Origin of the sequence: Pantoea sp. Acro-807 (assembly GCF_011752675.1) — a bacterium.
In the GTDB taxonomy this organism is placed as follows: Bacteria; Pseudomonadota; Gammaproteobacteria; order Enterobacterales; family Enterobacteriaceae; genus Pantoea; species Pantoea eucrina.
The window spans coordinates 231,394-255,421 of the sequence record NZ_VWXE01000002.1; the positions used below are offsets into that span (position 1 = coordinate 231,394).

The following is a 24,028-nucleotide window of genomic DNA, read 5'->3' on the forward strand; positions in this document are numbered from 1 at the left end:
GACACCCTACGGTTAAAAATTAATCTGCGAGGAACAGTGGTCCCGGCGCAGGCTGTGGTAACGCAAAATGGGACGGGTAATCCACCGCCACCAGGTATAACCCTTCCGCTTTCGCGGTTGCCGCTGCCAGCGTGCGATCTTTTGCCGCCAGCAGATCCGCTATCCAGCTCTCCGGCTGATTGCCATTGCCAACCTCTATCAGGCTGCCGACGATGTTACGCACCATATGGTGCACGAAGGCGTTCGCTTTGATATCGACAATGACAAATGCCCCCTGCCGTATGACGTTCAGATGGATCACGTTACGCCATGGCGTACGCGACTGGCACTGAACGGCACGAAACGAGGTGAAGTCATTTTCACCCAGCAGATGCTGACCGGCACGCTGCATTTTCTCTGCGTCCAGCGGATGGTAGTAGTGCGTCAGCCCGTTGCCGAGAATAGCCGGGCGCAGCCGCTGATTATAAATCACATAGCGGTAGCGTCGCGCGGTCGCGCTGAAGCGCGCGTGAAAGCTCTCCGGCACCGCTTTTACCCAGCGTACGGCGATATCATCCGGCAGATTGGCATTGACCCCCAGCGTCCAGGCGCTGTCAGCGCGCCGGGAAGTGGTTTCAAAATGCACTACCTGACCGGTGCCGTGTACGCCTGCGTCTGTCCGCCCGGCGCAAAACACGCTGACGTCATGGTTCGCTACTTTCGCCAGCGCTTTCTCCAGCTTCTCCTGCACGCTGCGTACTTCATTTTGCCGCTGCCAGCCATAGTAGCGGCTGCCGTCATACTCAATGCCCAGCGCCAGCTTCAGGGTTGTCGCCTCCGCCTGCATCAGTAGAAATACTCCTGCACCAGCTTCTCCGCCGTTTTCACTGCCATCAGCGCGCCGCCAAAGCGCACGTTATCCGCCACCGACCAGAACTGCAGCAGCTCCGGAATGCCGTAGTCGTTGCGCAGGCTGCCAATGCTCAGCACTTCATTACCGGAGGCGTCGCCCACCTGCGTCGGGTAATCCCCCTCTTCGCTCAGGCTGATATCTTCCGCACGCGCCAGTTCATCACGTGCCTCTTCGGCAGAGAGCGGACGCAGATTTTCCAGATAAACGATTTGCGCATTACCGTAAAACACCGGCGCCTGCACGCTGCTGACGGCAATCGGCAGTCCCTCATCCTGCAGCACTTTACGCACCTGCTCCACGACGCGACGTTCACTTGCCACGCTGCCGCTGCTGTCTGCCTGCTGCGGCAGCAGGTTAAATGCCAGCTGACGGCCAAAATAGTGTTCGTCAGGCGGAATGCCATTCAGCAGGCGCGCACTCTCGCCTGCCAGTCCATCCACGGCAGCTTTGCCCTGGCTGGATACTGACAGCAGGTTTGTTACCTGAATGCGGCTCAGCCCGGCGGTTTCAACCAGTGGCTTGATGGCGCATAACAGCTGGCTTACCAGTGCATCCGCCACGCTGATAATATTACGGTTACGGTAGTCCGCCAGTGCCTGCGGGTTCACATCCGGTACCACCAGCGGCACATCCGGCTCCAGCGCGAACAGATCGCTGCTGTCGATCACCAGGCATCCCTGGCTCGCCGCCTCTTCTGCGTAGCGGGCTGACGCCTCGCGACCGGCAGTGAAAAACGCCAGCTGCGCCTGGGTCCAGTCGAACTCAGCCGCATCCTGTACGCGCACCGAACGGCCGGCAAAACGCAGTGTTTCACCCGCGCTGTTTTCGCTTGCCAGCAGATGGATCTCACCAACCGGGAACTGGCGTTCCGCCAGCAGTTCCAGTACAGCGTTTCCTGTGGCGCCTGTTGCGCCCAGTAGCGCAATATTCCAGCCGTCAGACATGTTGGTTTACTCCAGACAATGACATAAAAACAGAAGGCGGTAATGATACCGCCTCATAATTCAGATTCGTTCCCGCTGTGCGCCGTGGCGCATCATTCCGGGAGAGAGGATGGCTGCCCCTGCAGGCTGACGCGAAAGCCCAGCTGCTTCAGCATGCTGGCGCTGGCAGCGTTGTCGCAGATCACCTGCAGCGAAGACCACTCACGGCGCTCTTCGTACTGCCGGCGCAGCCGGTCAAACTCCCCCGGCTGGCCTGCTGCTTTACGCAGCGGCGCGTCGTCGCGGCGCACATCATACACCAGGTGTGCCAGTCGTTTCAGCGTTGCCTGATCGAGTTCACCGTGCAGCGTGATGCTGCTGAACTCCGGCGGCGGCAGCAGACTCTCCAGCGCCACCTGCTGCGGCTGGCCGATAAACGCGCTCCAGGCTTCAAAGACCTGCGTCGTGCCACGCGCTTTACCCTCCAGCGTGTAGCCTGCGATATGGGCGGTAGCGATATCCACGCGCGCCAGCAAATCGAGACTGAGATCGGGTTCCGGCTCCCATACATCCAGTACCACGCGCAGATCGCCACGCATTTTCAGCACTTCCAGCAGCGCAGCGTTGTCAACCACCGGACCGCGGCAGGCGTTAATCAGAATGGTATCGGGCCGCAGCGCCATCAGCAGCGCCGCATCCGCCAGGTGCCAGCTTTTATAGCGCCCCTCTTTGTTGAGCGGCGTATGAAAAGTCAGGATATCCGCCTGTGCCACCAGCGTTTCCAGCGTATGAAACGGTCCGGTATCGCCACGATCGGCACGGGGCGGATCGCACAGCAGCGTTTTAACGCCCCAGGCTTCCAGTCGCGCCTGCAGACGGCTGCCGACGTTACCCACGCCCACGATGCCCACGGTGCGATCGCGCAGCGCAAAGCCGTCACGTTCAGCCAGCAGCAGCAGCGCAGAGAAGACATATTCCACCACGGCGATAGCGTTGCAGCCTGGTGCGGCAGAGAAGCCGATGCCGGCTGCCTGTAGCGAGGCCTGATCCACGTGATCGGTGCCCGCGGTGGCAGTGCCGACAAATTTTACCGGCGTGTCCGCCAGCAGCGCCGCATTGACCGGGGTGACCGAGCGCACCATCAGCGCGCTGGCATCGCGCAGCTCCGCTTCAGGCAGCGGACGGCCCGGTACGGCAACCACCTCACCGGTGCGGCTGAAGAGTTCACGGGCATAGGGCATGTTTTCATCAACGAGAATTTTCACGGCGGTGGTCCTGTCTGCGGGAAATGAACGCCGGCTAGTGTGCCACAAAGGCGGCTGTTAGCCTAACCGGCTGCGATAGCGTTCCGGGGAGGTGCCCGCCTGCTGCTGAAACATAACAATCAGCGCCGAGGCAGAGCTATAGCCGAGTTCATGAGCGATAGCCTGCACGCTCTTGCCCTGCTCCAGCAGCGCAAGCGTGCGCAGAAAACGCAGCCGCTGCCGCCACTCGCTAAAGGACATTTTCAGCTGCTGCTGGCAGCGCCGCGCCAGCGTACGTTCTGTGGTAAACACGCGCTGCGCCCACTGCGCCAGCGTGGTGTTATCGCCGGGATTGGCCTCCAGCGCACGCAGTACCGGCGCAAGAAACTTATCATCTGAGGCGGGCAGATAGCTGGTATGCGCGGGTGCCTGGCGCAGGCGATCCAGCAGCACATCACACAGGCGCCACTCCGCCTCGCTCTGCGGCTGCGCCAGCGCGCGCTGCGCGAACTCATTCATAATCGCATGCGTTATCGCATCCGCCGTCAGCAGGCAGGCGCGCGCCGGCAGGCCGTGACACAGTTCTGCTGCCAGATTCAGGGTACGAAACTGTGCCTGACAGTGGTTATAGCTGCTGTGTCGCTGGCCGGGAGGGATCCATACCGGCATCTCAGCCGGGGCCAGCAGGCGCTCGCCTTCAATGTCCAGCTCCAGCACGTGGCGGGTAACAAAAATCGCCTGGCCCCACGCATGCTGATGCGGCAGATATTCGGTGCGCGCATGCGTCTGTTCGTAACGCATAAAAATGCGCGGCGCGTCAGCGGGCGGGCAATAGGCAACCTGAATAGTCATTCTGTCCGGTCATTAACAAATATTGTCCGATTTTAACTATCTGTTTTAAACCGGTCAAACGTATGCTGGCGGCACTTTTTTACGGAGCCTGTTATGAATCTGCTGTTCCCTCTCATTGCGGTGCTGATCTGGTCAGTCAACACCATCGTCAGCAAACTCTCGGCTGACGCTATCGATCCTGCTGCGATCTCTTTTTATCGCTGGCTGCTGGCGCTGCTGGTGCTGACCCCGTTCTGCCTGCCCGGCGTATGGCGGCACCGGCGCACAATAAAAAGTCACCTCGGTCAGCTGCTGCTGCTGGGGCTGCTTGGCATGGTGCTCTACCAGAGCCTTGCCTACTATGCGGCACACAGCGTGTCGGCGGTGATGATGGGCATACTCGGCGCCACCATTCCGCTGCTGACGATTCTGCTCAGCCTGCTGGTGCTGCGCCTGGCCCCCACGCGCGGTATTCTGCTGGGCGGTATTCTCTCGTTTATCGGTCTGGTCTGGCTGGTCAGCGGCGGCAACCCGGCTCAGCTGCTGGCGCAGCGTCCCGGTAATGGCGAAGTCATGATGCTGGCGGCCTCCACCTCTTATGCGCTCTATGGCGTGCTGACCAAACGCTGGGCGATCCCACTCCCCACCTGGCAAAGCCTCTATGTGCAGATTTTCTTCGGTGTTGTGCTGCTGCTGCCGGGCTTTCTGCTCGCGCCGGAGGTCGCGCTGACGCAGCAGAACCTGCCGCTGGTGCTGTTTGCCGGCCTGTTTGCTTCGATCGTGGCGCCCTTTTTGTGGATCCTCGGCGTACAGCGGCTGGGTGCCAGCACCACCAGTATCTTTATGAACGTGGTGCCGGTATTTACAGCGCTTATTGCGGTGCTGTTTCTGCATGAGCAGCTGCACAGCTATCACTGGATTGGCGGCGGTATTACGCTTACCGGCGTGATCCTGGCGCAGCGGCTGAAGACGCCGCTGCGCCAGCCGGCCATCAGGGAAAGCTGACGGTGACCCGCAGTCCGCCCAGCTGCGGGCTGCGATCGAGACGCAGCCGCGCGCCGTGCCAGGCGCAGATATCTTTCACCAGCGCCAGCCCGATACCCGCACCAGGCTGCCCGCTGGGATCGAGACGTGCAAACGGCTGGAGCGCCTGCTGCTGCTGCCCGACCTCTATACCGGGGCCGCTATCTTCAATCTCCAGCTGATGCCCCTGCAGCCGTGCCGTTACCGTTCCCTGCGCCGGCGTATATTTAATCGCATTATCCAGCAGGTTGGCGCACAGTTCAGCCAGCAGCAGCGCGTCTCCCTGTACGCGACACGCCTCTTCGCCCTCGAAACCTAAATCAATCTGCTTGTGCCGCGCGGCGGTATAGCCGCTCAGGCACGCCTGCTGCACAATCTGACTGAGATCAACGCGGGTAAAGGGTTTATCTTCGCCGTGGCGCGCCTTGATCTGCGCCAGCTGCAGCAGCCGGTCAGTCAGCTCTACGGTATCGTTCAGCGTGTGGCGCATGCCCTGCAGGCTCTCACGCCACTGCTGCGGATCGTCGCTGCTGAGCGCCACGCTGACCTGGGTTTTCAGAATGGTCAGCGGCGTACGCAACTGGTGCGACACATCGGCGCTGAAGCGCTCCTGCCGCGCCAGCAGCCCGCGCAGCCGCTCCAGATGCCGGTTAAATGCCACAATCAGCGGCTGCAGCTCTGACCAGGGTACCAGCGACGGCAAGGGCGTCAGCTCTCCTGGCGCACGGCGCAGCATAATCCGCGACAGCCGGCGCAGCGGCCGCAGCACCCGGCGCAGCAGCATCCCCGCCAGCAGCAGCGTGATCAGCACCAGGAAACTCTGGCTGATCAGCGCCGTACGCAGCAGGCTGTCGGCAAAGGCGTGCCGGGAGTTCAGCGTTTCCGCCACCAGCACCAGCGCCATGCCTTCTACCCCCTCTTCATTCACCGGCTGCCATAGCGCCGCCACGCGAATCGGCTGCCTGCGGTAATGCGCATCATAAAAATGCACCAGCGCCGGGTATGCATCAGAGAGCGGCGCGTTACGCGGCAGCAGCGGCAGATCGGGGTAGCCGGAGAGCGTATTTCCCTGCGGTGAAATAACCTGATAGAAGAGCTGATCGTTCATATTGCGTTCAAAGCTGTCCAGCACCACCCAGGGCACATCCACTTCCAGATGGCGCTGGCGCACCGCCAGCCTTTCCGCCACGGTGCGCGCTGACGCCAGCAGTGAGCGGTCATAGGCCTGATTCGCTGCCTGCAGCGCGCTCTGATAATGGGTATAAACCGACAGCGCCCACAGCAGCAGCAGCGGTGCGCCCAGCCACAGCAGCAGCTCACCACGCAGCGAGTGCATCAGCCGCACGGCTGCTGCTCCAGGCTGTAGCCGAGCCCGCGCAGCGTCACAATCACCACATCGCTGCCGGAGAGCTTTTTACGCACCCGATGCACATAGAGCTCAATGCTCTCCGGACTGGCGTCGTCGGCCAGCGTAAACGTCTGCTCATAAAGATGCTGGCGCGATACCGGTCGTCCCGGCCGCTGCATCAGCGTGGAAAGCACGCTCGATTCGCGCGGCGTCAGCGACAGCGGCTTATGATTCAGCAGGAAATAGCCTTCGCTGTCGCGCTCCAGCTGTCCGAGCCGCTGGGTCTGCGCCGTCTGGCCGTGGCTGCGGCGCAGCAGCGCGCGCAGCCGCGCATCCAGTTCATCCAGCTCAAATGGCTTGGTCAGGTAGTCATCGGCGCCGCCGTTTAAGCCCTGCACCCGCTGCGCCAGGGTACTTTGCGCCGTCAGCAGCAGCACCGGCACGTTCTGTCCGCGTTTGCGCAGCCGGGCCAGTACTGCCAGGCCATCCAGCCGTGGCAGTGACACATCCAGCACCACCAGCGCGTAGTCCTCGCTCTGCAATATATGATCGGCGGCCAGCCCGTCGGCGACCCAGTCGACGGCAAATCCTTTTTGCGTGAGCGCCTTTTGCAGCCATGAGGCCAGTTCAGTGGTGTCTTCCACCAGTAAGAGACGCATATCACATCCTGTCATTTTTGCTGATGGCTGAAAGGTAAATGAAAGGTTGCTGTTTTAACAATTCAGCAACCACGAATGTTCGGTGGTTATCACAAACTGGAAGAATGACTGGAGCGAACCATGAAAAAAACAGGCTTTCTCATCCTCGCCACCTCCCTGCTGGCTTTTTCAGTATCCTCTGCGCTGGCAGAGGCGCCGCAGCGCACCGAGTGTATCGCCCCGGCTAAACCCGGCGGCGGTTTTGACCTCACCTGCAAGCTGATTCAGGTCTCGATGCAGGAGACCGGCCAGCTCACCTCACCCATGCGCGTGACCTATATGCCAGGCGGCGTAGGCGCGGTTGCCTATAACGCCGTCATCGCGCAGCGCCCGGCCGAAGCGGGTACGCTGGTAGCCTTCTCCGGCGGGTCGCTGCTTAATCTGTCACAGGGCAAATTTGGTCGCTATTCAGTGGACGACGTGAAGTGGCTGGCCGCCGTCGGCACTGACTACGGCATGGTGGCGGTACGCGCCGACGCGCCGTGGAAAACGCTGGGCGAGCTGATGGAGGCGATGAAAACCGATCCTACGAAAGTGGTGGTCGGTGCCGGCGCCTCCATCGGCAGCCAGGACTGGATGAAAACCGCGCTGCTGGCGCGCGAAGCCGGTATCGATCCGCGCAAAATGCGCTATGTCGCCTTTGAAGGCGGCGGCGAGCCGGTGACCGCGCTGCTTGGCAACCATATCCAGGTGGTATCCGGTGATATGAGTGAAATGGTGCCGCATCTGCAGGGCGGTAAAATGCGCGTGCTGGCGGTGATGAGCGACAAGCGCCTGCCGGGTGAACTGGCCGATATCCCCACCGCTAAAGAGCAGGGCTTTAACGTCGAATGGCCCATTATTCGCGGCTATTACCTGGGGCCAAAAGTCAGCGATGCGGAGTACCAGTGGTGGGAGGATTCATTTAAAAAACTGGTTACCACCAAAGCGTTCCAGCAGCAACGCGATCTGCGCGGCCTGTTTGAGTTCAACATGTTTGGCAGCGAGCTGGATGCTTACGTGAAAAAGCAGGTTGCTGACTATCGTGAAAAAGCGAAGTCGTTCGGGCTGGCGAAATAGCGGAGGCAATAATGAGCGATCGTATTTTTGCCGCCGTCTGGCTGGCGCTCTGTATTGCCGGTCTGTTTATCGGCTGGCAGATCCAGAGTGAATATAGCTATGAACCGGTCGGACCGCGCCCTTTCCCGCTGCTGCTGCTTGGGCTGATGGCGATCTGCGCCGTCATGATGCTGCTGCGCAAGCCTGACGCCGTCCAGTGGCCGCAGGCGAAAACGCTGAAGAAACTGCTGGCGCTCTGCCTGATGCTGCTGGCCTATGGCTGGCTGTTTGAACGCATGGGCTTTCCGCTCTGCACCACCCTGCTGACCTTTGGCATCGGCCTGCTGTTTGGCGCGCGCTGGTGGGCGGCGGCGATCTCTGGCGTGGTGATGGGCGTGGCGCTGTTTTACGCCTTCGATCGGCTGCTTGACGTAACGCTGCCGATGGGCAGCTGGCTGAGTTAACAGGAGTCAATAATGGATACCTGGTCTTTTCTGATGCAGGGCTTCGCCGTCGCTATGACGCCGGAGAACCTGATGATCGCTCTGATCGGCTGCTTTATCGGCACCATCGTCGGCTTGCTGCCGGGGCTGGGACCGATCAACGGCGTGGCGATCCTGATGCCGCTGGCGTTTGCTCTGCACCTGCCAGCTGAATCAGCGCTGATCCTGCTGGCAACCGTCTATATCGGCTGTGAATATGGCGGACGTATCTCTTCAATTCTGCTGAATGTGCCGGGTGACGCCGGCGCGATTATGACCGCGCTGGATGGCTATCCGATGGCGCAGCAGGGCAAGGCGGGCGTGGCGCTCTCTATCTCCGCCGTTAGCTCGTTTGTTGGCTCCACCATCGCCATCATCGGCATTATCCTGTTCGCCCCGATTCTGGCTAACTGGTCGCTGGCGTTTGGGCCGGCAGAATATTTTGCCCTGATGGTATTTGCTATTGCCTGCCTTGGCAGCATGATGAGCCACAACCCGCTGAAATCGTTCCTGGCCGCGCTGATTGGCCTCGGTATGGCTACCGTGGGCGTGGATGCGAACAGCGGCGTTTATCGTTTTACCTTCGACAGCGTACACCTCTCCGATGGCATTCAGTTTGTGGTAGTGGTGATTGGCCTGTTCTCGGTCAGTGAGATTCTGCTGATGCTGGAGTCTACCAGCGGCGGTCAGAAGATGGTGCGCGCCAGTGGCCGCATGCTGTTTAACATGAAAGAAGCGTCCCAGGCGACCGGCGCCACGCTGCGCGCCTCCTTCATCGGCTTTTTTGTCGGCGTGCTGCCGGGCGCGGGTGCCACTATCGCCAGCGCTATCGCCTATATGAGTGAGAAGAAGATCAGCGGCAGCGATCAGTTCGGCAAGGGTGATATTCGCGGCGTGGCGGCACCGGAAGCCGCGAACAACGCCTCGGCGTGCGGCTCATTTATCCCGATGCTGACGCTGGGTATTCCGGGCTCCGGCACCACGGCGGTAATGGTGGGGGCGCTGACGCTCTATAACATTACGCCGGGTCCGGCGATGTTCACCGAACAGCCTGACATTGTCTGGGGGCTGATTGCCGCACTGCTGATCGGCAACGTGATGCTGCTGATTATGAATATCCCGATGATCAATATCTTTGCCCGTATGCTGACCATCCCGCTCTGGTTCCTGGTACCTGCGATCGCCGCCATTTCCGCCGTCGGCGTGTATGCGGTGCACAGCACAACCTTCGACCTGCTGCTGATGGTGGGATTAGGCATCTTCGGCTATATCCTGCGCAAGATGGATTTCCCGATGTCGCCGCTGATCCTCGGCTTTGTGCTGGGGGAAATGCTGGAGCAGAACCTGCGCCGTGCGCTCTCAATCAGTAACGGCAACCTGCCTATTCTGTGGGAGAGTCTCATCTGCAAAGTGCTGCTGGTGCTGGCGGTCGCAGTCCTGGTGGTGCCATTCGTCTGGAAACGCTGGCGTCGCAGCCGCTTCAGAGCGGCAGAGGCGGAATAAATCCGCATCTTCTCGCTTTTCTGATACCAGCCCCCGTGGATTTCCCGGGGGCTTTTGCTATCATATGCCCCTCTTTTTCCGGCGCACCCGGATCTGACTCGTTTTTCAAGGATTCCGCCATGCAACCTCTCAGCGGTCCCGGTGTGCCCGCGGGCGATCGTTCTGCGCTTACCGGTGTTTCCGGCCCGGCCCGCCCGGGCGGTCCGGCTGGCGAACAGCCTCTCTCTCCGGCGCAGCGCACCACGCTGGAACGGCTCATTGTACGCATTATGTCTCTCAGCACTCTGAAAGCGCCTGAGCTGTGGGCGGGCGTACGCCATGAAGTGGGCGTGAAGAGCGATGCTGACTTTCAGTCGCGCCATTTTCCGGCTGCCGAGCAGCACCTTAATCGTCGCCTGAGTCAGGTGCAGGACAGTCACGCGACGCGCCAGCTGCTTCAGCAGCTGCAGGATAAACTGCCGCAGGGCAATAACCGTCAGGCGGTAAGCGACTTTATCCGCCAGCAGTTTAACCAGACGGTGCTGAGTGCGCTGAGCCAGGATCAGCTGCGGCAGGTGCTGACCATGCTGCAGAACGGCCAGATGGCGATCCCGCAGCCGCAGCAGAGCCGCAGTACCGATCGCACGCTGCTGCCGGCAGAGCAGCAGGCGCTGAACCAGCAGGTGACGCGGCTGGCGGCCACGACCGGCGAGTCGCCGGTAAAACTGCTGACCGACGCGCTGAAGCTTGTGAATCTTAAAAGCGGCGATCCGGTGCCGTCGCGGCACTTCCCGCTGCTGACGCAGTATCTGCAGGTGCGCCAGACGCTGGGGCAGCATAGCGCACCCACGCTGCAGCTGCTGGAAAGCTCGCTGAAGCAGCCGCTGAATCGTGATGAACAGCAGCTGCTGCAGGATTACAGCCAGCAGCGTTTTCAGGCGACGCCGCAAACCGTGCTGACCGCTGCGCAGTGTCAGGATCTGCTGAATCAGCTTTTCAGCCGCCGGGCTGAGCGCGGTGAAACGCTGCCGCTGACGGACAGCGTGCGCCAGCCACAACCTATCTGGGCACCGTTTACAGAGATCCTGCCGCGCCCGCTGGCGCAGCGCCCGGCGCTGTCGCTGATAATCGCAGTAGCGGTGGTGCTGTTTCTGCTCTGGCTGCTGGCCTGAGTCAGCAGCCGCACCCGGCCGCAGCACCGTGCTGTGGCCACTCTCCCGCGGCGGTTCCCCACGTCAGCGGATGCCCGTCGCGCTTCCAGAAATCCAGCCCGCCGATAAGCTCCTTAACCTGAAACCCCAGTGCCGCCAGTTTCAGCGCCGCTTTGGTTGAGCCATTGCAGCCGATGCCATCACAGTAGGTGATATAGACCTTGCTGCGATCGAACGCCGCCGTGCTCTGCGCACTGATGGTACGGTGCGGAAACGAATGCGCGCCGCAGATATGTCCTGCAGCATAGTGTTCAGGGCTGCGGGCATCAAAAACAACAATGGCAGCCTCGCCGCGTGCCAGGTCTTCTGCCAGATCCCAGGCATCGGTGTAATAACTCAGCTTCTGCTGCAGATAGGCGTAACTCTCTTCCGCACTGGCGGCGGGATAGTGTAAGACAGCGGACATACTCTTCTCCTGTTGCGATGTGCACCCACTTTACGGCAAATTGGTCTCTGCAATGAGACCCTTTCTGTCGGAGTAATAAGACCATTATGTATCAGGAACTGGCCACGCTTTTTCAGCAGCAGGCGCAGGGTGGACGACGCGAGCGCCTCTGTCGCGCCCTGCGGCAGGCGATTGTCAGCGGCCAGCTGCGCCACGGTGAGAAGCTTCCCTCCAGCCGTCAGCTGGCCGCAGAGCTGTCAGTCGCGCGCGTAACCGCGGAAGCGGCCTACGCGCAGCTGGAAAGCGAAGGTTATCTGCAGCGCCACACCGGACGCGGTACTTTTGTCGCGATTACGCTGGCTCCGCCGCCAGATACGCCGTCAACCCGCCGGGCACCGCACTTCTCGCAGCGTGGCCTGCAGCTGCTGGCGACCGGCGGCTGTCAGGATCCGCCCTTTCCCGCCGCGTTTGCCGCCGGATCGCCTGATTTACGGGCTTTCCCGCATACGCAGTGGCGGCGCATCAGCAGCAACGTGCAGCGCCGGCTCGGCAGCCGCGTAATGGGCTACGGCGATCCGCTCGGCTACCTGCCGCTGCGCGAGGCGGTCTCGGAGTATCTGAGCCTGTCGCGCGGTATGCGCTGTCGTCCGGAACAGGTCATCATCCTGACCAGCTCGCAGCAGGCGCTGCAGCTGCTGGCGCTGCTGCTGCTGGATCCGGATGATGAGGTGTGGCTGGAGGATCCCGGCTATCCGGGGGCGCGTAACGCCTTTCTTGCCGCAGGCGCGCACTGCCGTGCGATGCCGCTGGATGAGCACGGTGCGGTCCCGCTCTCCGGTCGCGCCCGGCTGGTTTACCTGACGCCCGGGCATCACTATCCAACCGGTATAGCGATGAGTCTGGCACGGCGGCTGCAGTGGCTGGCGTGGGCGCAGCAGCATAACAGCTGGCTGATTGAAGATGATTACGACAGCGAATTTCATTACGGTGATCGGCCTGCTCCGGCGCTGCAGGGCATGACGAGCGACAGCAGGGTTATCTCACTGGGGACCTTTTCCAAAACCCTGTTTCCCTCCCTGCGCCTGGCGTGGATGGTGGTACCGCCGCAGCTGACTGAGCCGCTGGGCCGGGCGCGCAGCGTGCTGGATGGCCATAGCGCGCTGCTGCCGCAGGCTATCACCGCTGAATTTCTGCAGCAGGGCCATTTTGCCAGCCATCTGCGGCTGATGCGGCAGCTCTATTACTACCGGCGCAACCGGCTTCTGGAAGAGATTCATAGCCGTATGCAGCCGTGGCTGCGCCCGCTTCCGGCAAACGGTGGTCTGCAACTGGCCGTCTCGCTGCTGCAGGGCAATGAGGCAGCGCTGACACAGCGGGCAGCGGCAGCGGGTCTGCTGCTGCCGCCTCTCTCACCGCTCTGCCATACAGCTGCACCGCAGCCCGGCTGGCTGCTCGGCTTTGCAGCGCTGACGCCGGCTGAGATCGCCGGCGCCTGCGATAAGCTGGTTATGCTGCTGGCGCGCGAAGCACGCAGCACCAGGTGATAACGGAACCGGCCACGGCACAGAGCGCGCCCGCCAGATAGACGGCGCCATAGCCAGACGCCGTCGCCAGCAGTCCGGTTAGCGGGCCGCTGATCCCATAGGCAATATCCTGAAAGGCAGAGAAAGCGCCCAGGGCAGTACCGCGTATCTGCGGCGCGACGCGACGCACCACTTCAACCCCCAGCGCCGGAAAGATCAGCGAGCAGCCACAGCCGGTGAGGGCCGCCCCCGCCAGCGCCAGCCAGCCTGAGGTGGCAACGGCAAGCAGCAGCAGACCCAGCGCTTCCACCAGCAGTGACACCAGCGCGACCCGGCTCCCGCCATAGCGATCCGGCAGATGACCAAAGAGGATCCGCACCCCGGTAAAAGCGCAGCCAAAGGCGGTGAGCGCAAAGCCGGCGTGTCCCCACGCCTGAGCAGCAAAATAGAGCGAGGTAAAGGTGCCGATTACGGCGAAACCGGCGCCCTGCAGCGCCAGCACCAGCCCCGGTGAAAAAATGGCGCTGATAACGCTCCACAGCGACGGCCGCGTACCGCCGGCAACCGGCACCGCACGGATCCAGCCGTTAACCAGCAGAGCCAGCAGCGGCAGCAGCAGCGCCGCACCGCTGATAGCCAGCAGCCCGCCATGCTGATACATCAGCACTCCCAGCGGAGCGCCTGCCGCCAGCGCGCCATAAATCGCCATTCCGTTCCAGGACATGACCAGACCAGAGCGCCTGGCCCCCGCCAGCCCCAGCCCCCAGGTCAGGTTACCGGTCAGCAGCAGGCTTTCCCCTACCCCCAGCAGCAGACGCGCCACTATCAGCAGCATAAAGCGCACGCCGGGTGCGACCGGCAGCAGCACGGCGGCGGCATAGGCAGCCCCTGTCAGCGCAATCGTCAGCATACCGTAGCGGGTGGTAGCGCGTGCTCCCTGCTGATCCGCACGCCGGCCGGCAAAACCGCGCGTCAGCAGGGTGGCAATAAACTGACTGCCGGTTGCAATGCCCACCATCAGGTTACTCATGCCCAGTTCCTGATGCACATACAGCGGGATCACCGGCAGTGCCAGTCCGGCGGTCAGATAGCTGAGAAACACGGCAAACGAGGTACAGGCGAGCGGCAATACGGACGCGTTAGCGTGAGCAGTCATGTTTGCGCACTCCTTGTCAGCGACGATAGCGCAGGGAAATTACGGGAAGGTAAAACAGGAGTGTATGCAGGTCAAAGCGGGGTTGTCAAAACGGCTCAGGCTGAGCAGAGAAAGCAAGGCTGCCATAGCGGCAGCCTGTGATATCCCGTCAGGGGGCGACGGGACGCGGGCAGATTTAGCCCTGATATTTACGCATGGTCAGCGTGGCGTTGGTGCCGCCAAAGCCGAAGCTGTTGGACATGACCGTGGTCAGCGCTTTTTCCGTTGGCTGCGTCACGATGTTCATCCCTGCTGCGGCCTCATCCAGATCGTCGATGTTGATGCTCGGCGCGATAAAGCTGTGCTCCAGCATCAGCAGGGTGTAGATCGCTTCCTGCACGCCCGCTGCACCCAGGGAGTGACCGGTCATGGCTTTGGTCGCTGAAATGTACGGGGTGTTGTCACCAAACACTTCACGGATTGCGCTCAGCTCTTTCACATCGCCAACCGGCGTGGAGGTGCCATGCGTGTTCAGATAGTCGATCGGTGCATCGAGGCCCTGCATCGCCATCTTCATGCAGCGCACCGCGCCTTCACCTGACGGTGCAACCATGTCAGCGCCATCAGACGTTGCGCCATAGCCAACAATCTCAGCATAGATATGCGCACCGCGTGCCAGCGCATGCTCCAGCTCTTCAACCACAACCATGCCACCGCCACCGGCGATAACAAAACCGTCACGGTTAGCATCATAGGTGCGCGAGGCTTTCTCAGGCGCATCGTTATATTTGGTCGAAAGTGCGCCCATCGCGTCAAACTCGCAGGACATTTCCCAGGTCAGCTCTTCACCGCCACCGGCAAAGACCACATCCTGTTTGCCCAGCTGAATCTGCTCAACGGCGTTGCCGATGCAGTGTGCTGAGGTGGCACAGGCGGAGCTGATGGAGTAGTTCACGCCATGAATTTTAAACGGGGTCGCGAGGCAGGCAGATACACCTGAGGCCATGGCTTTGGTTACTACATAAGGACCTACGCCTTTCAGGCCGCGCGGACCGCGCATAGCGTCAGCACCGAACACCTGATAGCGCGGTGAACCACCGCCGGAACCGGCGATCAGACCCACGCGCGGATTGTTCTGATACTGCTCGTCAGTCAGGCCTGAATCTTTGACCGCTTCCGCCATAGAAAGATAGGCGTAAATAGAGGCATCACTCATGAAACGCACGATTTTGCGATCGATGAGCCCGTTGGTATCCAGTTTGACGTTGCCCCACACGTGGCTGCGCATACCGGCTTCTTTCATCTCTTCAGAGAAAGTGATACCGGAACGGCCTTCACGCAGAGAAGCCAGCACTTCCTGCTGGTTATTACCAATGCTGGAAACGATACCCAGGCCAGTAATCACTGCACGTTTCATTCAATAGTCCTCATTCCACATCTTTTTGGATTGACGTGCACTCTAGCGTACAGTTGTACGCCGAACAAGTCCGATCAGCCATTTCCTTTTGTAAATTTGCGTCATGTGACGCCACTCGCTAAAATCGCGCCACTGCCTGAAAAATGAGCCTTTCCCGTGAAATTATCCCCGGTTGAACACGCGCAATTAACCTGGAACGATCAGGGTACACCTGTTTCCCGAGCGTTCAATGATGTCTACTTCTCTAACGATAATGGACTGGAAGAGACCCGCTATGTGTTTCTCGGCGGTAATCAGCTGCCGCAGCGTTTCAGCACGCATACGCGCGATCTGTTTATTGTGGCGGAGAGCGGCTTTGGCACCGGTCTGAACTTTCTCACGTTATGGCAGGCGTTCGATCAGTTTCACGCGCAGCAGCCTGCTGCGGCGCTGCAGCGGCTGCACTTTATCAGCTGTGAAAAGTATCCGCTAACGCAGGCCGATCTCGCTGCCGCGCAGGCGCGCTGGCCGGAGCTGGCGCCGTGGGCAACGCAGCTGCAGCAGCAGTGGCCATCGGCGCTGCCCGGCTGTCAGCGGCTGCTGTTTGACGGTGGACGGGTTACGCTTGATCTCTGGTTTGGCGACATTAATACGCTGATAACAGAGTTTGATGAGAGCCTGCAGGGTCAGGTTGACGCCTGGTTCCTGGACGGCTTTGCGCCGTCTAAAAATCCGGATATGTGGACCCCGGCGCTGTTCAGCGCTCTGGCACGGCTGGCACGTGCCGGAGGAACGCTGGCGACCTTTACCGCTGCGGGTTTTGTCAGGCGTGGCCTGCAGGAAGCGGGATTTACCATCAGTAAACGTAAAGGCTTTGCGCATAAGCGCGAAATGCTGACCGGCACGCTGGCGCATGCGGTGCCGCTGCCAGCCGTGCAGCCGTGGTATGCGCGGCCTGCAGCAGCGGGCCAGGATGTCGCCATCATTGGCGGCGGCGTCGCCAGTGCGCTGCTGGCGCTGGCATTACTGCGCCGCGGCTGGCGCGTGACGCTCTACTGCGCCGATGAGGCCCCGGCACTGGGTGCATCCGGCAACCGTCAGGCAGCGCTCTACCCCTTACTGAACCAGCACGATCCCGCGCTGGCGCAGTTTTTCCCCGCCGCTTTCAGCTTCGCGCGTCGTCTTTACGATAGCCTGCCGGAGCGTGCTGAACAGAGCTGGTGCGGAGTGCTGCAGCTGGCGTGGGATGAAAAAAGCGCCGATAAGATTGCGCAGATGCTGGCCCTGGCGCTGCCGGCGGAGATCGCTTACGGCGTCTCACCGGCCGAGGCGGAGCAGCTGGCGGGCGTTGCGCTGGGTATGGGCGGCATCTGCTATCCGCGTGGCGGATGGATCTCCCCTTCCCAGCTTACCAGCAACCTGCTGGATCAGGCGCAGACGCAGGGTCTGCACCAGCACTGGCTGCACCGGGTTACGCAGCTGACGCCGCATGAAAACGGCTGGACGCTGCACTTTTCCGACCGGGCTGATATGCAGCATCAGAATGTCGTACTGGCCAACGGGCATGCGCTGCGGACGCTGGAACAGAGCCAGGATCTGCCGGTCTACCCGGTCGCAGGCCAGGTAAGCCATGCGCCCTCATCAGCCGCGCTGGCAAACCTGCAGAGCGTGCTCTGTTACGATGGCTATCTGACACCCGTCAGCCCGACGTTTGGCACCCACTGCATCGGCGCCAGCTATCATCGCGGTGACACCGCGACCGCTTTTCGTGCCGATGATCAGCAGAACAACCGTCAGCGTCTGATGGCGTGCCTGCCGCAGGCCGCCTGGCCGCAGCAGGTTGATCTCAGTGATAACGAGGCGCGGACTGGCGTGCGCTGCGCCACGCGCGATCATCTGCCCATGAGCGGCGGCCTGCCAGACTACGCTGCCACGCTGGCGCAGTATGCTGACCTGCCGGGACAGCGCGCCCGCGGGGAGAAGATTGCTGAAGCCCCGCACTATCACGGGCTGTTCGTGCTGGGGGCGCTGGGATCGCGCGGGCTCTGCAGCGCGCCGCTGGCAGCTGAAGTGCTGGCGGCACAAATGAGCGGTGAGCCGCAGCCGCTCGATGCCGCAACGCTGGCGGCGCTGAATCCGAACCGCTACTGGGTGCGTAAATTGCTGAAGGGAAAAAAGGCGGGGCGCTGAGAGCCGGGGCGAAAAGTCGCCCCGCGCATCAGGCGGTCTGACGTGCCTGACTAAACAGGTTATCCCACATGCCGACCACCAGCGCCTGATCGCGTGGCGAGAGTTCACCGGCGGCGATAGCATTCTGCAGGCTCCGGGAGACGACAATCTGCAGCGCTTCCGGCGTGTGTTCGCCGCTCTGCTCAATTTCCGCAACCGCCAGCGTCAGATGGCCGCGCAGATAACCGCTGGCAAACAGCTCATCATCACTGGCGTGATCGACCATATCGTCAATCAGCGCCAGAATGCGGGACTCAAATTCTACGATCATCTCTCATTCCTTTCATTTTAAGCAGGCGAATTAAAGCGTTTCCGGCCACGGAAACTGCGCTGCAGTGAGCGCTGGCGTACCATAATAGCGGTTCAGCGCCGCAATAAACTGTGCCGGGCGAGCCGGGATCCCCTGCTCCAGATAGTGCATCACCTGGGCATGGACCCGGCGCTGAAACGCAATGCGATCGGGTTCACAATCGCCTTCGAGATTGTCACAGCTGACATTAAAGGGGAAGTCCGCCGCAACGCAGAATAGCCACTCCAGCGCCTGCGGTTTTACTTCAACCGCTTCAAACTGGCTCTGCGTCTGCGCATCACGCCCGTCGGGGCAGTACCAGTAGCCAAAATCAACCTGCTGCCGACGCGCGTCGCCCGCAATACACCAGTGCGAAATTTCATGCAGCGCGCTGGCGTAAAATCCATGGGCAAAAACTACGCGGTGCCAGGGTGATTCCGCATCTGCCGGAAGATAAATCGGTTCATCATCGCCTTTAATTAGACGTGTCTTAAAAGTCTCAGCAAAGCAGCCGTCGAAGATGTCGATCAGCTGCTGATAGTGGTGTTCTGTCGGCATAGTCATCTGTCAGTTAATCATCTGGCGCCATTGTCGCACCGGCGGCACGATTTGACGAGTCGGTTTATCCTGCGGCAAACCAGGCCAGTAGCTCAGCCCCGTGGCTGTCCCACAGCAGTTTGGCGCTCATGACCGCAGAAACGGTCACAACCATCGGGCGGATCAGCCGCTGGCCACGGCTCAGCACCAGCCGCGCACCCAGCCGCGCCCCGATAAATGCGCCGAGCAGCATCACTACGCCGGTTCCCCACACCAGTTTGCCGCCAAACATAAAGAACAGCAGGCTGGCGAAGTTGGAGGTGAAATTCAGCACCTTGGCATGCGCCGTCGCTTTGGCGAGATTGAAACCGCAAAGCGTGACAAAGGCGAGCGCATAGAAGGAGCCGGCTCCCGGACCGAAGAATCCATCATAGAAGCCCACACAGCCGCCGCCCACCAGCGCAAACGCCACGCCCTGCAGACGATGCTCGCGATCCACCTCTCCCAGACGCGGCATCAGCAGGAACCAGAGTCCGATGGCGATAAGCAGCAGCGGCAGGATCTGACGCAGAATATCCGCCTGAATATGCTGGATCAGCAGCGTGCCGCCGACCGCGCCGAGAAACGTCATCGCGATGTTCAGCCGCTGGTCACGCAGGTTTACGGCGCCACGGCGGACAAAATAGAGGCTGGCGGAGAAAGAGCCGCCAACCGACTGCAGCTTGTTGGTCGCCAGCGCCTGTGCCGGTGACAGCCCGGCCGCCAGCAGCGAAGGAACGGTCAGCAGTCCACCGCCGCCGGCAATGGAGTCGATAAAAGCGGCCAGTATGGCAACAAAAAACAGTACGCCAAGGATAAGCGGGCTGACGATAAAAAGGTCCATTTCACTTCTCGCAGCAGGTAGCAGACAAGCCCGGCGCGGGGCAATAGCCGTTGCGCGCCGGGAGAGGTACTCAGAGCCGGTGGTTATCCAGCAGCGCCTGGCAGGATGGCGGCAGCGGCGGCGGGGCTTTTTTTACCGGTGGCGTGCTGCCGGGCTTTTTCGGCAGGAACCAGCTCTCAAGCTCTGCACCGCAGCCGTCGCCCGGCGGCGGTGGCGCCTGATCTTCACACTCCAGGCTGCCGGCCGGACAGCGCAGGCGCACATGCATATGCGCCCGATGCGCAAACCACGGGCGAACTTTATGCAGCCACTCGCGATCGCTGCCGGCATCGGCGCAAAGCTGTTTTTTGATCGCCGGATTCACAAAAATTCGCGTGACGTCGCTGTCTTTCGCTGCCAGCTTGATCAGGCTATCAATCTGCGGCTGCCAGTGACGGGCGATCACCTGTTTATCATCCGGCGCCACCAGATCCAGCGGCTGCGGCTTCAGCAACTGCTGTGCGCTCCAGCGGGTTTTTGGCAGCTGCAGCCAGATATCCACATCCAGTCCGGTCTGATGACTGGCGTGGCCGCTGCTGAAACGTCCACCCGCCGCCATTCCCATATCGCCAATCAGCACCTGCCCCAGATGAAGCTGACGGGTGCGGGTGCTGAGGCGCTCAATAAAGGCGATCAGATCGGGATGACCATAGTAGCGGCGCTGGTCCTGACGCATGACCTGATAGGCCGGTGCGTCCAGCGGCAGCGCCTGTGCGCCAATGATACAGCCATTGGCGAAGCCGCCAATCGACTGCGGCGCCCCGGAAACCGGGTGCTGGATCTGCTGCCACGGCGTGGCGGCAACGGCGGCCGCGCTACCCAGCAGCGCGGCGAAAGTGAGCAGAGCGCGGCGCATCATCAGGCTCACCAGCGCGGTACGCTGCTGTTAACGTCAGCGTTTTGCCCGCGCTGGCGTAACAGGTGATCCATCAGCACAATCGCCATCATCGCTTCGGCAATGGGCACGGCGCGAATGCCGACGCAGGGATCGTGACGCCCTTTGGTGATCATCTCCACCTCCTCCCCCGTGCGGGTAATGGTGTTACCCGGTACGGTAATGCTGGAGGTCGGTTTCATCGCCAGGTTGGCGCTGATGGTCTGCCCGCTGCTGATGCCGCCGAGGATGCCGCCGGCGTGATTGCTCTGAAAGCCGCTGGCGCGGATTTCGTCGCGATGCTCGCTGCCGCGCTGGTTAACGACGGCAAAGCCATCGCCAATCTCTACGCCTTTAACGGCGTTGATGCTCATCAGCGCATGCGCCAGATCGGCATCGAGGCGATCGAACACCGGCTCACCGAGGCCCGGTGGCACGTTTTCCGCCATCACGGTCACTTTCGCGCCGATAGAGTCGCCCTCTTTCTTCAGGGCGCGCATCAGCGTATCCAGCGCCTCCAGCTTGCTGGCGTCCGGACAGAAAAACGGATTCTCTTCAACGATGCTCCAGTCTTTCAGCTCACAGGCGACGTCGCCAATCTGCGCCAGATAGCCACGCACCACGATACCGTGCTGCTGCTGCAGATATTTTTTGGCGATGGCACCGGCGGCCACGCGCATAGCGGTTTCGCGTGCTGAGGAGCGTCCGCCTCCGCGATAGTCGCGCAGACCATACTTCTGCTCATAGGTGTAATCTGCGTGGCCGGGCCGGAACAGATCTTTAATCGCGCCGTAATCCTGCGAACGCTGATCGGTGTTCTCGATTAACAGGCCGATAGAGGTGCCGGTAGTGACCCCTTCAAACACACCAGACAAAATTTTCACCTGATCCGGCTCGCGACGCTGGGTGGTATAGCGCGAGGTGCCGGGACGGCGGCGATCGAGATCGTGCTGGATATCGGTTTCAGTCAGCGGAATACCGGGCGGCACGCCGTCAACGATGCAGCCCAGCGCAAGACCGTGCGACTCGCCAAACGTAGTAACGCGAAAAAGTTGTCCAATGCTGTTTCCGGCCATGATGGCTCCTTGTTGCCATAGTGCGGGCGCTCAGGCGCGCCGCAAATTAATCTTTAAAAAAGGAGAAATGGTGCTGTGCCGCCACGATCTGATCGCGCGTCAGCATAAAGACGCCGTCGCCGCCGTTATCAAACTCCAGCCAGGTGAAAGGCACGTCAGGATATTGCTCAATCATATGCACCATGCTGTTGCCGACTTCGCAAATCAGCACGCCCCGCTCGCTGAGATAGTCAGGCGCACAGGCGAGAATGCGGCGTACCAGCTTCAGGCCATCGCTGCCAGCCGCCAGGCCAAGTTCCGGTTCATGATGATATTCGCCAGGCAGATCGCCCATATCTTCCGCATCCACGTATGGCGGGTTGGTGACGATCAGGTCATATTTTACCGGTGGCAGGTTGCGGAACAGATCGGCGCGAATCGGCGTGACGTGATGCAGCAGGCCATGCTCTTCAATGTTTTGTTCCGCCACCGCCAGCGCGTCGTGGGAGATATCGACCGCATCCACTTCCGCTTCAGGAAAGGCATAGGCGCAGGCGATAGCGATGCAGCCGCTGCCGGTACACATATCCAGAATATGCTGTGGCTGGCCGGGGATCAGACCCGCAAAGCGGTTTTCAATCAGCTCGCCAATGGGTGAGCGCGGAACCAGCACCCGTTCGTCTACGTAGAACTCATGTCCGCAGAACCAGGCTTTGTTGGTCAGGTAAGCGACCGGAATACGTTCATTCACGCGGCGGATCACCCGCTCAACGATACGGTGCCGTTCACTGGCGGTCAGGCGCGCATTGCGCATATCTTCAGGAATATCGAGCGGCAGCCACAGAGTGGGCAGAACCAGCTGGACCGCTTCGTCCCAGGGATTATCCGTGCCGTGACCGTACCAGATGCCAGCCGCTGAAAAACGGCTGACGGCCCAGCGCAACATATCCTGAATAGTGTGCAGTTCGTTTACTGCCTCATCGACGAAAATCTTGTCCACGTAGCCCTCCGCAGGCCATAAAATCAATCGGCCGATAGTTTGCCATGAAGCGGGCCAGAATTCAGCGCAGCGAGGCGAAAAAGCTGACATTTGTCAGCGCTTAGCGGTAAGGTAACAGCCCGGTAAACTGCAACGTTGAAAGAATTTTCCCGCCATGAGTAAAAAGACGCCGCTGAACGACGACGATCAGGCGCTGTTTCGTCAGTTAATGATCGGGACGCGTAAGCTGAAACAGGACACTATCGTACATAAACCTGCGGTTAAAACCCGGGAAGTCCCGCTGAAACGTCTGCTTTCCGAACAGGCTGACAACAGCCACTATTTTTCCGATGAGTTTCAGCCGCTGCTCTCCAGCGACGGGCCGGTGCGCTATGTCCGTGCTGACGTCAGCCACTATGAACTGAAGAAGCTGCGTCGCGGTGACTACACGCCGGAAATTTTTCTCGACCTGCACGGGCTGACGCAGATGCAGGCGAAGCAGGAGCTGGGCGCGCTCATCGCCGCCTGCCGCCGCGAACATATTTTTTGCGCCAGCGTCATGACCGGCCACGGAAAACATATTCTTAAACAGCAGACGCCGCTATGGCTGGCGCAGCACCCGCATGTGATGGCGTTTCACCAGGCACCTAAAATGTTCGGCGGCGACGCCGCGCTGCTGGTGCTGATTGAGGTAGAAGAGTGGCAACCGCCCGAACTGCCTTAGCAGATGAGGTGACAGGTGGCAGCAAGGCGGCAAGCAAATGAATCCCCGGGAGCTTACATCAGTAAGTGACCGGGGTGAAGGCGCGCAGCCAGTGCGGCTGCAGCCTGTACGCGCGTATTCCCCGAAATAATTCAGGTTGCAGCAAGGCGGCAAGCAAATGAATCCCCGGGAGCTTACATCAGTAAGTGACCGGGGTGAAGGCGCGCAGCCAGTGCAGCTGCAGCCTGAATTATGAAGGGGAATCAGATAGCTTTAGCAAGCCTGGCCGGACTCACCTGCCACAAAAGCTTACCTTCGCACTCGTCGGCATTAAAATCGATACAGGCGATAGCCGACGTGGCGAACATGGGCGGCGCTTCCTGCGGGCACAGCTCAGAAACCAGGTATCCTACCAGCGGCAGATGCGAAATCACCAGCACGGCTTTCACGCCCTGCACCGCCAGCGCCTGCAAATGCAATGCGACCTGTCCCGGATCGCCGCCCGGCGTCAGTTCAGAAAGAACGTCCTGGTTTTGCGGCAAATCCAGTGCCTCGCGCACGGTGGCGAGCGTCTGCCCGGCGCGCAGATAGGGGCTGACCAGCACCCTTCCGATATCCGGCGTCTGGCTGTTGAGCCAGCTCGCCATCTGACGTGATTCGTTACAGCCGCACAGCGTAAGGGGGCGAGCAGAATCGCTCGCGGCTTCCAGAGCTGCATCGCCATGACGCATGATAAAAACTTGCATAAAGCACCGCTGTTGTTGGTCGATATCGTCCGGTACCACGGCACCAGACGCTTCATTCTGCGAATGAAGGCTGTGTTTTACCC

The 24,028-nt window shown here is 60.8% G+C and carries 24 protein-coding genes; 8 read left to right on the forward strand and 16 right to left on the reverse strand.

Annotation, left to right across the window (positions count from 1 at the left end):
- Nucleotides 1–19: 19 nt before the first annotated feature.
- From truA to F3J39_RS07535, 4 genes are all read right to left on the reverse strand, one after another.
- A complete protein-coding gene (gene truA / locus F3J39_RS07520; RefSeq protein WP_039379116.1) occupies nt 20–826 on the reverse strand; it encodes a tRNA pseudouridine(38-40) synthase TruA in 807 nt (268 codons plus the stop codon).
- Nucleotides 826–1,836 carry an aspartate-semialdehyde dehydrogenase gene (locus tag F3J39_RS07525; protein WP_104085235.1) on the reverse strand — a complete coding sequence of 337 codons (1,011 nt, stop codon included), beginning with the start codon at nt 1,834–1,836 and terminating at the stop codon, nt 826–828. The genes truA and F3J39_RS07525 overlap by 1 nt, the downstream gene beginning before the upstream one ends.
- Before the next feature lie 92 nt (nt 1,837–1,928).
- Nucleotides 1,929–3,080, reverse strand: coding sequence for a 4-phosphoerythronate dehydrogenase PdxB (gene pdxB, locus F3J39_RS07530; protein ID WP_104085236.1), 1,152 nt, complete (start codon nt 3,078–3,080; stop codon nt 1,929–1,931).
- 57 nt (nt 3,081–3,137) lie between these two features.
- Nucleotides 3,138–3,911, reverse strand: coding sequence for a helix-turn-helix transcriptional regulator (locus F3J39_RS07535; RefSeq protein ID WP_039379122.1), 774 nt, complete (start codon nt 3,909–3,911; stop codon nt 3,138–3,140).
- A gap of 93 nt (nt 3,912–4,004) precedes the next feature.
- Between F3J39_RS07535 and F3J39_RS07540 the strand changes: the two genes are divergently transcribed.
- Entirely contained in the window at nt 4,005–4,895 is an 891-nt protein-coding gene (locus F3J39_RS07540; protein ID WP_108569499.1) for a DMT family transporter, read from the forward strand.
- Here the strand turns inward: F3J39_RS07540 and F3J39_RS07545 are convergent.
- Together F3J39_RS07545 and tctD are read right to left on the reverse strand one after the other, a co-directional pair.
- Nucleotides 4,882–6,258 (reverse strand): sensor histidine kinase, encoded by a 1,377-nt coding sequence (locus F3J39_RS07545; protein WP_166714023.1) that lies wholly within the window; start codon nt 6,256–6,258, stop codon nt 4,882–4,884. The two genes, F3J39_RS07540 and F3J39_RS07545, sit on opposite strands and share 14 nt — an antisense overlap.
- Entirely contained in the window at nt 6,249–6,920 is a 672-nt protein-coding gene (gene tctD / locus F3J39_RS07550; RefSeq protein ID WP_166714024.1) for a transcriptional regulator TctD, read from the reverse strand. The genes F3J39_RS07545 and tctD overlap by 10 nt, the downstream gene beginning before the upstream one ends.
- 120 nt (nt 6,921–7,040) lie before the next feature.
- Here tctD and F3J39_RS07555 point away from each other — a divergent pair, with 120 nt between their 5' ends.
- The 4 genes from F3J39_RS07555 to flk all read left to right on the forward strand — a co-directional run bounded on the left by F3J39_RS07555 (nt 7,041) and on the right by flk (nt 11,133).
- On the forward strand, nt 7,041–8,018 hold the full coding sequence (locus tag F3J39_RS07555) for a tripartite tricarboxylate transporter substrate binding protein (protein ID WP_166714025.1): 978 nt from the start codon (nt 7,041–7,043) through the stop codon (nt 8,016–8,018).
- 11 nt (nt 8,019–8,029) lie between these two features.
- Complete coding sequence (locus F3J39_RS07560) at nt 8,030–8,461, forward strand: tripartite tricarboxylate transporter TctB family protein (protein ID WP_166714026.1); 432 nt, start codon at nt 8,030–8,032, stop codon at nt 8,459–8,461.
- A 12-nt stretch (nt 8,462–8,473) separates the two neighbouring features.
- Nucleotides 8,474–9,982, forward strand: a complete 1,509-nt coding sequence (locus F3J39_RS07565; RefSeq protein ID WP_166714027.1) for a tripartite tricarboxylate transporter permease — start codon at nt 8,474–8,476, stop codon at nt 9,980–9,982.
- A gap of 119 nt (nt 9,983–10,101) precedes the next feature.
- Entirely contained in the window at nt 10,102–11,133 is a 1,032-nt protein-coding gene (gene flk, locus F3J39_RS07570) for a flagella biosynthesis regulator Flk (RefSeq protein ID WP_108569494.1), read from the forward strand.
- 1 nt (nt 11,134) lies between these two features.
- Here flk and F3J39_RS07575 read toward each other — a convergent pair whose 3' ends face one another.
- A complete protein-coding gene (locus F3J39_RS07575) occupies nt 11,135–11,578 on the reverse strand; it encodes a rhodanese-like domain-containing protein (protein WP_166714028.1) in 444 nt (147 codons plus the stop codon).
- Nucleotides 11,579–11,664: 86 nt separating this feature from the next.
- Between F3J39_RS07575 and F3J39_RS07580 the strand changes: the two genes are divergently transcribed.
- Nucleotides 11,665–13,101: a PLP-dependent aminotransferase family protein gene (locus tag F3J39_RS07580; protein WP_166714029.1), complete on the forward strand. Its 1,437-nt coding sequence runs from the start codon at nt 11,665–11,667 to the stop codon at nt 13,099–13,101.
- Here F3J39_RS07580 and F3J39_RS07585 read toward each other — a convergent pair.
- Both F3J39_RS07585 and fabB read right to left on the reverse strand, forming a co-directional pair.
- A complete protein-coding gene (locus F3J39_RS07585) occupies nt 13,064–14,236 on the reverse strand; it encodes an arabinose transporter (protein WP_039379142.1) in 1,173 nt (390 codons plus the stop codon). The two genes, F3J39_RS07580 and F3J39_RS07585, sit on opposite strands and share 38 nt — an antisense overlap.
- A 175-nt stretch (nt 14,237–14,411) precedes the next feature.
- Complete coding sequence (gene fabB, locus F3J39_RS07590; RefSeq protein WP_166714030.1) at nt 14,412–15,632, reverse strand: beta-ketoacyl-ACP synthase I; 1,221 nt, start codon at nt 15,630–15,632, stop codon at nt 14,412–14,414.
- Nucleotides 15,633–15,788: 156 nt separating this feature from the next.
- Here fabB and mnmC point away from each other — a divergent pair, with 156 nt between their 5' ends.
- Nucleotides 15,789–17,801: a bifunctional tRNA (5-methylaminomethyl-2-thiouridine)(34)-methyltransferase MnmD/FAD-dependent 5-carboxymethylaminomethyl-2-thiouridine(34) oxidoreductase MnmC gene (gene mnmC, locus F3J39_RS07595; RefSeq protein WP_166714031.1), complete on the forward strand. Its 2,013-nt coding sequence runs from the start codon at nt 15,789–15,791 to the stop codon at nt 17,799–17,801.
- A gap of 28 nt (nt 17,802–17,829) precedes the next feature.
- Here the strand turns inward: mnmC and F3J39_RS07600 are convergent, their stop codons facing one another.
- The 6 genes from F3J39_RS07600 to prmB form a co-directional block, all read right to left on the reverse strand.
- The gene (locus F3J39_RS07600; protein ID WP_039379145.1) at nt 17,830–18,111 is read right to left on the reverse strand and encodes a YfcL family protein; all 282 of its coding nucleotides are present in this window, start codon (nt 18,109–18,111) and stop codon (nt 17,830–17,832) included.
- Nucleotides 18,112–18,141: 30 nt separating this feature from the next.
- Nucleotides 18,142–18,687, reverse strand: coding sequence for an elongation factor P hydroxylase (locus tag F3J39_RS07605; protein ID WP_039379147.1), 546 nt, complete (start codon nt 18,685–18,687; stop codon nt 18,142–18,144).
- Nucleotides 18,688–18,751: 64 nt separating this feature from the next.
- On the reverse strand, nt 18,752–19,549 hold the full coding sequence (locus F3J39_RS07610) for a sulfite exporter TauE/SafE family protein (protein WP_039379149.1): 798 nt from the start codon (nt 19,547–19,549) through the stop codon (nt 18,752–18,754).
- Nucleotides 19,550–19,619: 70 nt separating this feature from the next.
- Nucleotides 19,620–20,444, reverse strand: a complete 825-nt coding sequence (gene mepA, locus F3J39_RS07615; RefSeq protein WP_039385578.1) for a penicillin-insensitive murein endopeptidase — start codon at nt 20,442–20,444, stop codon at nt 19,620–19,622.
- A gap of 8 nt (nt 20,445–20,452) precedes the next feature.
- Complete coding sequence (aroC, locus tag F3J39_RS07620; RefSeq protein ID WP_108569488.1) at nt 20,453–21,538, reverse strand: chorismate synthase; 1,086 nt, start codon at nt 21,536–21,538, stop codon at nt 20,453–20,455.
- Between the two features lie 46 nt (nt 21,539–21,584).
- Nucleotides 21,585–22,517 carry a 50S ribosomal protein L3 N(5)-glutamine methyltransferase gene (gene prmB, locus F3J39_RS07625; protein ID WP_145338905.1) on the reverse strand — a complete coding sequence of 311 codons (933 nt, stop codon included), beginning with the start codon at nt 22,515–22,517 and terminating at the stop codon, nt 21,585–21,587.
- A 154-nt stretch (nt 22,518–22,671) separates the two neighbouring features.
- Here prmB and smrB point away from each other — a divergent pair, with 154 nt between their 5' ends.
- The gene (gene smrB / locus F3J39_RS07630) at nt 22,672–23,220 is read left to right on the forward strand and encodes an endonuclease SmrB (RefSeq protein WP_039379153.1); all 549 of its coding nucleotides are present in this window, start codon (nt 22,672–22,674) and stop codon (nt 23,218–23,220) included.
- Between the two features lie 242 nt (nt 23,221–23,462).
- On the opposite strand, the gene sixA is transcribed toward smrB, so the two are convergent.
- Nucleotides 23,463–23,945: a phosphohistidine phosphatase SixA gene (gene sixA, locus F3J39_RS07635; RefSeq protein WP_039385580.1), complete on the reverse strand. Its 483-nt coding sequence runs from the start codon at nt 23,943–23,945 to the stop codon at nt 23,463–23,465.
- Between the last annotated feature and the right edge of the window lie 83 nt (nt 23,946–24,028).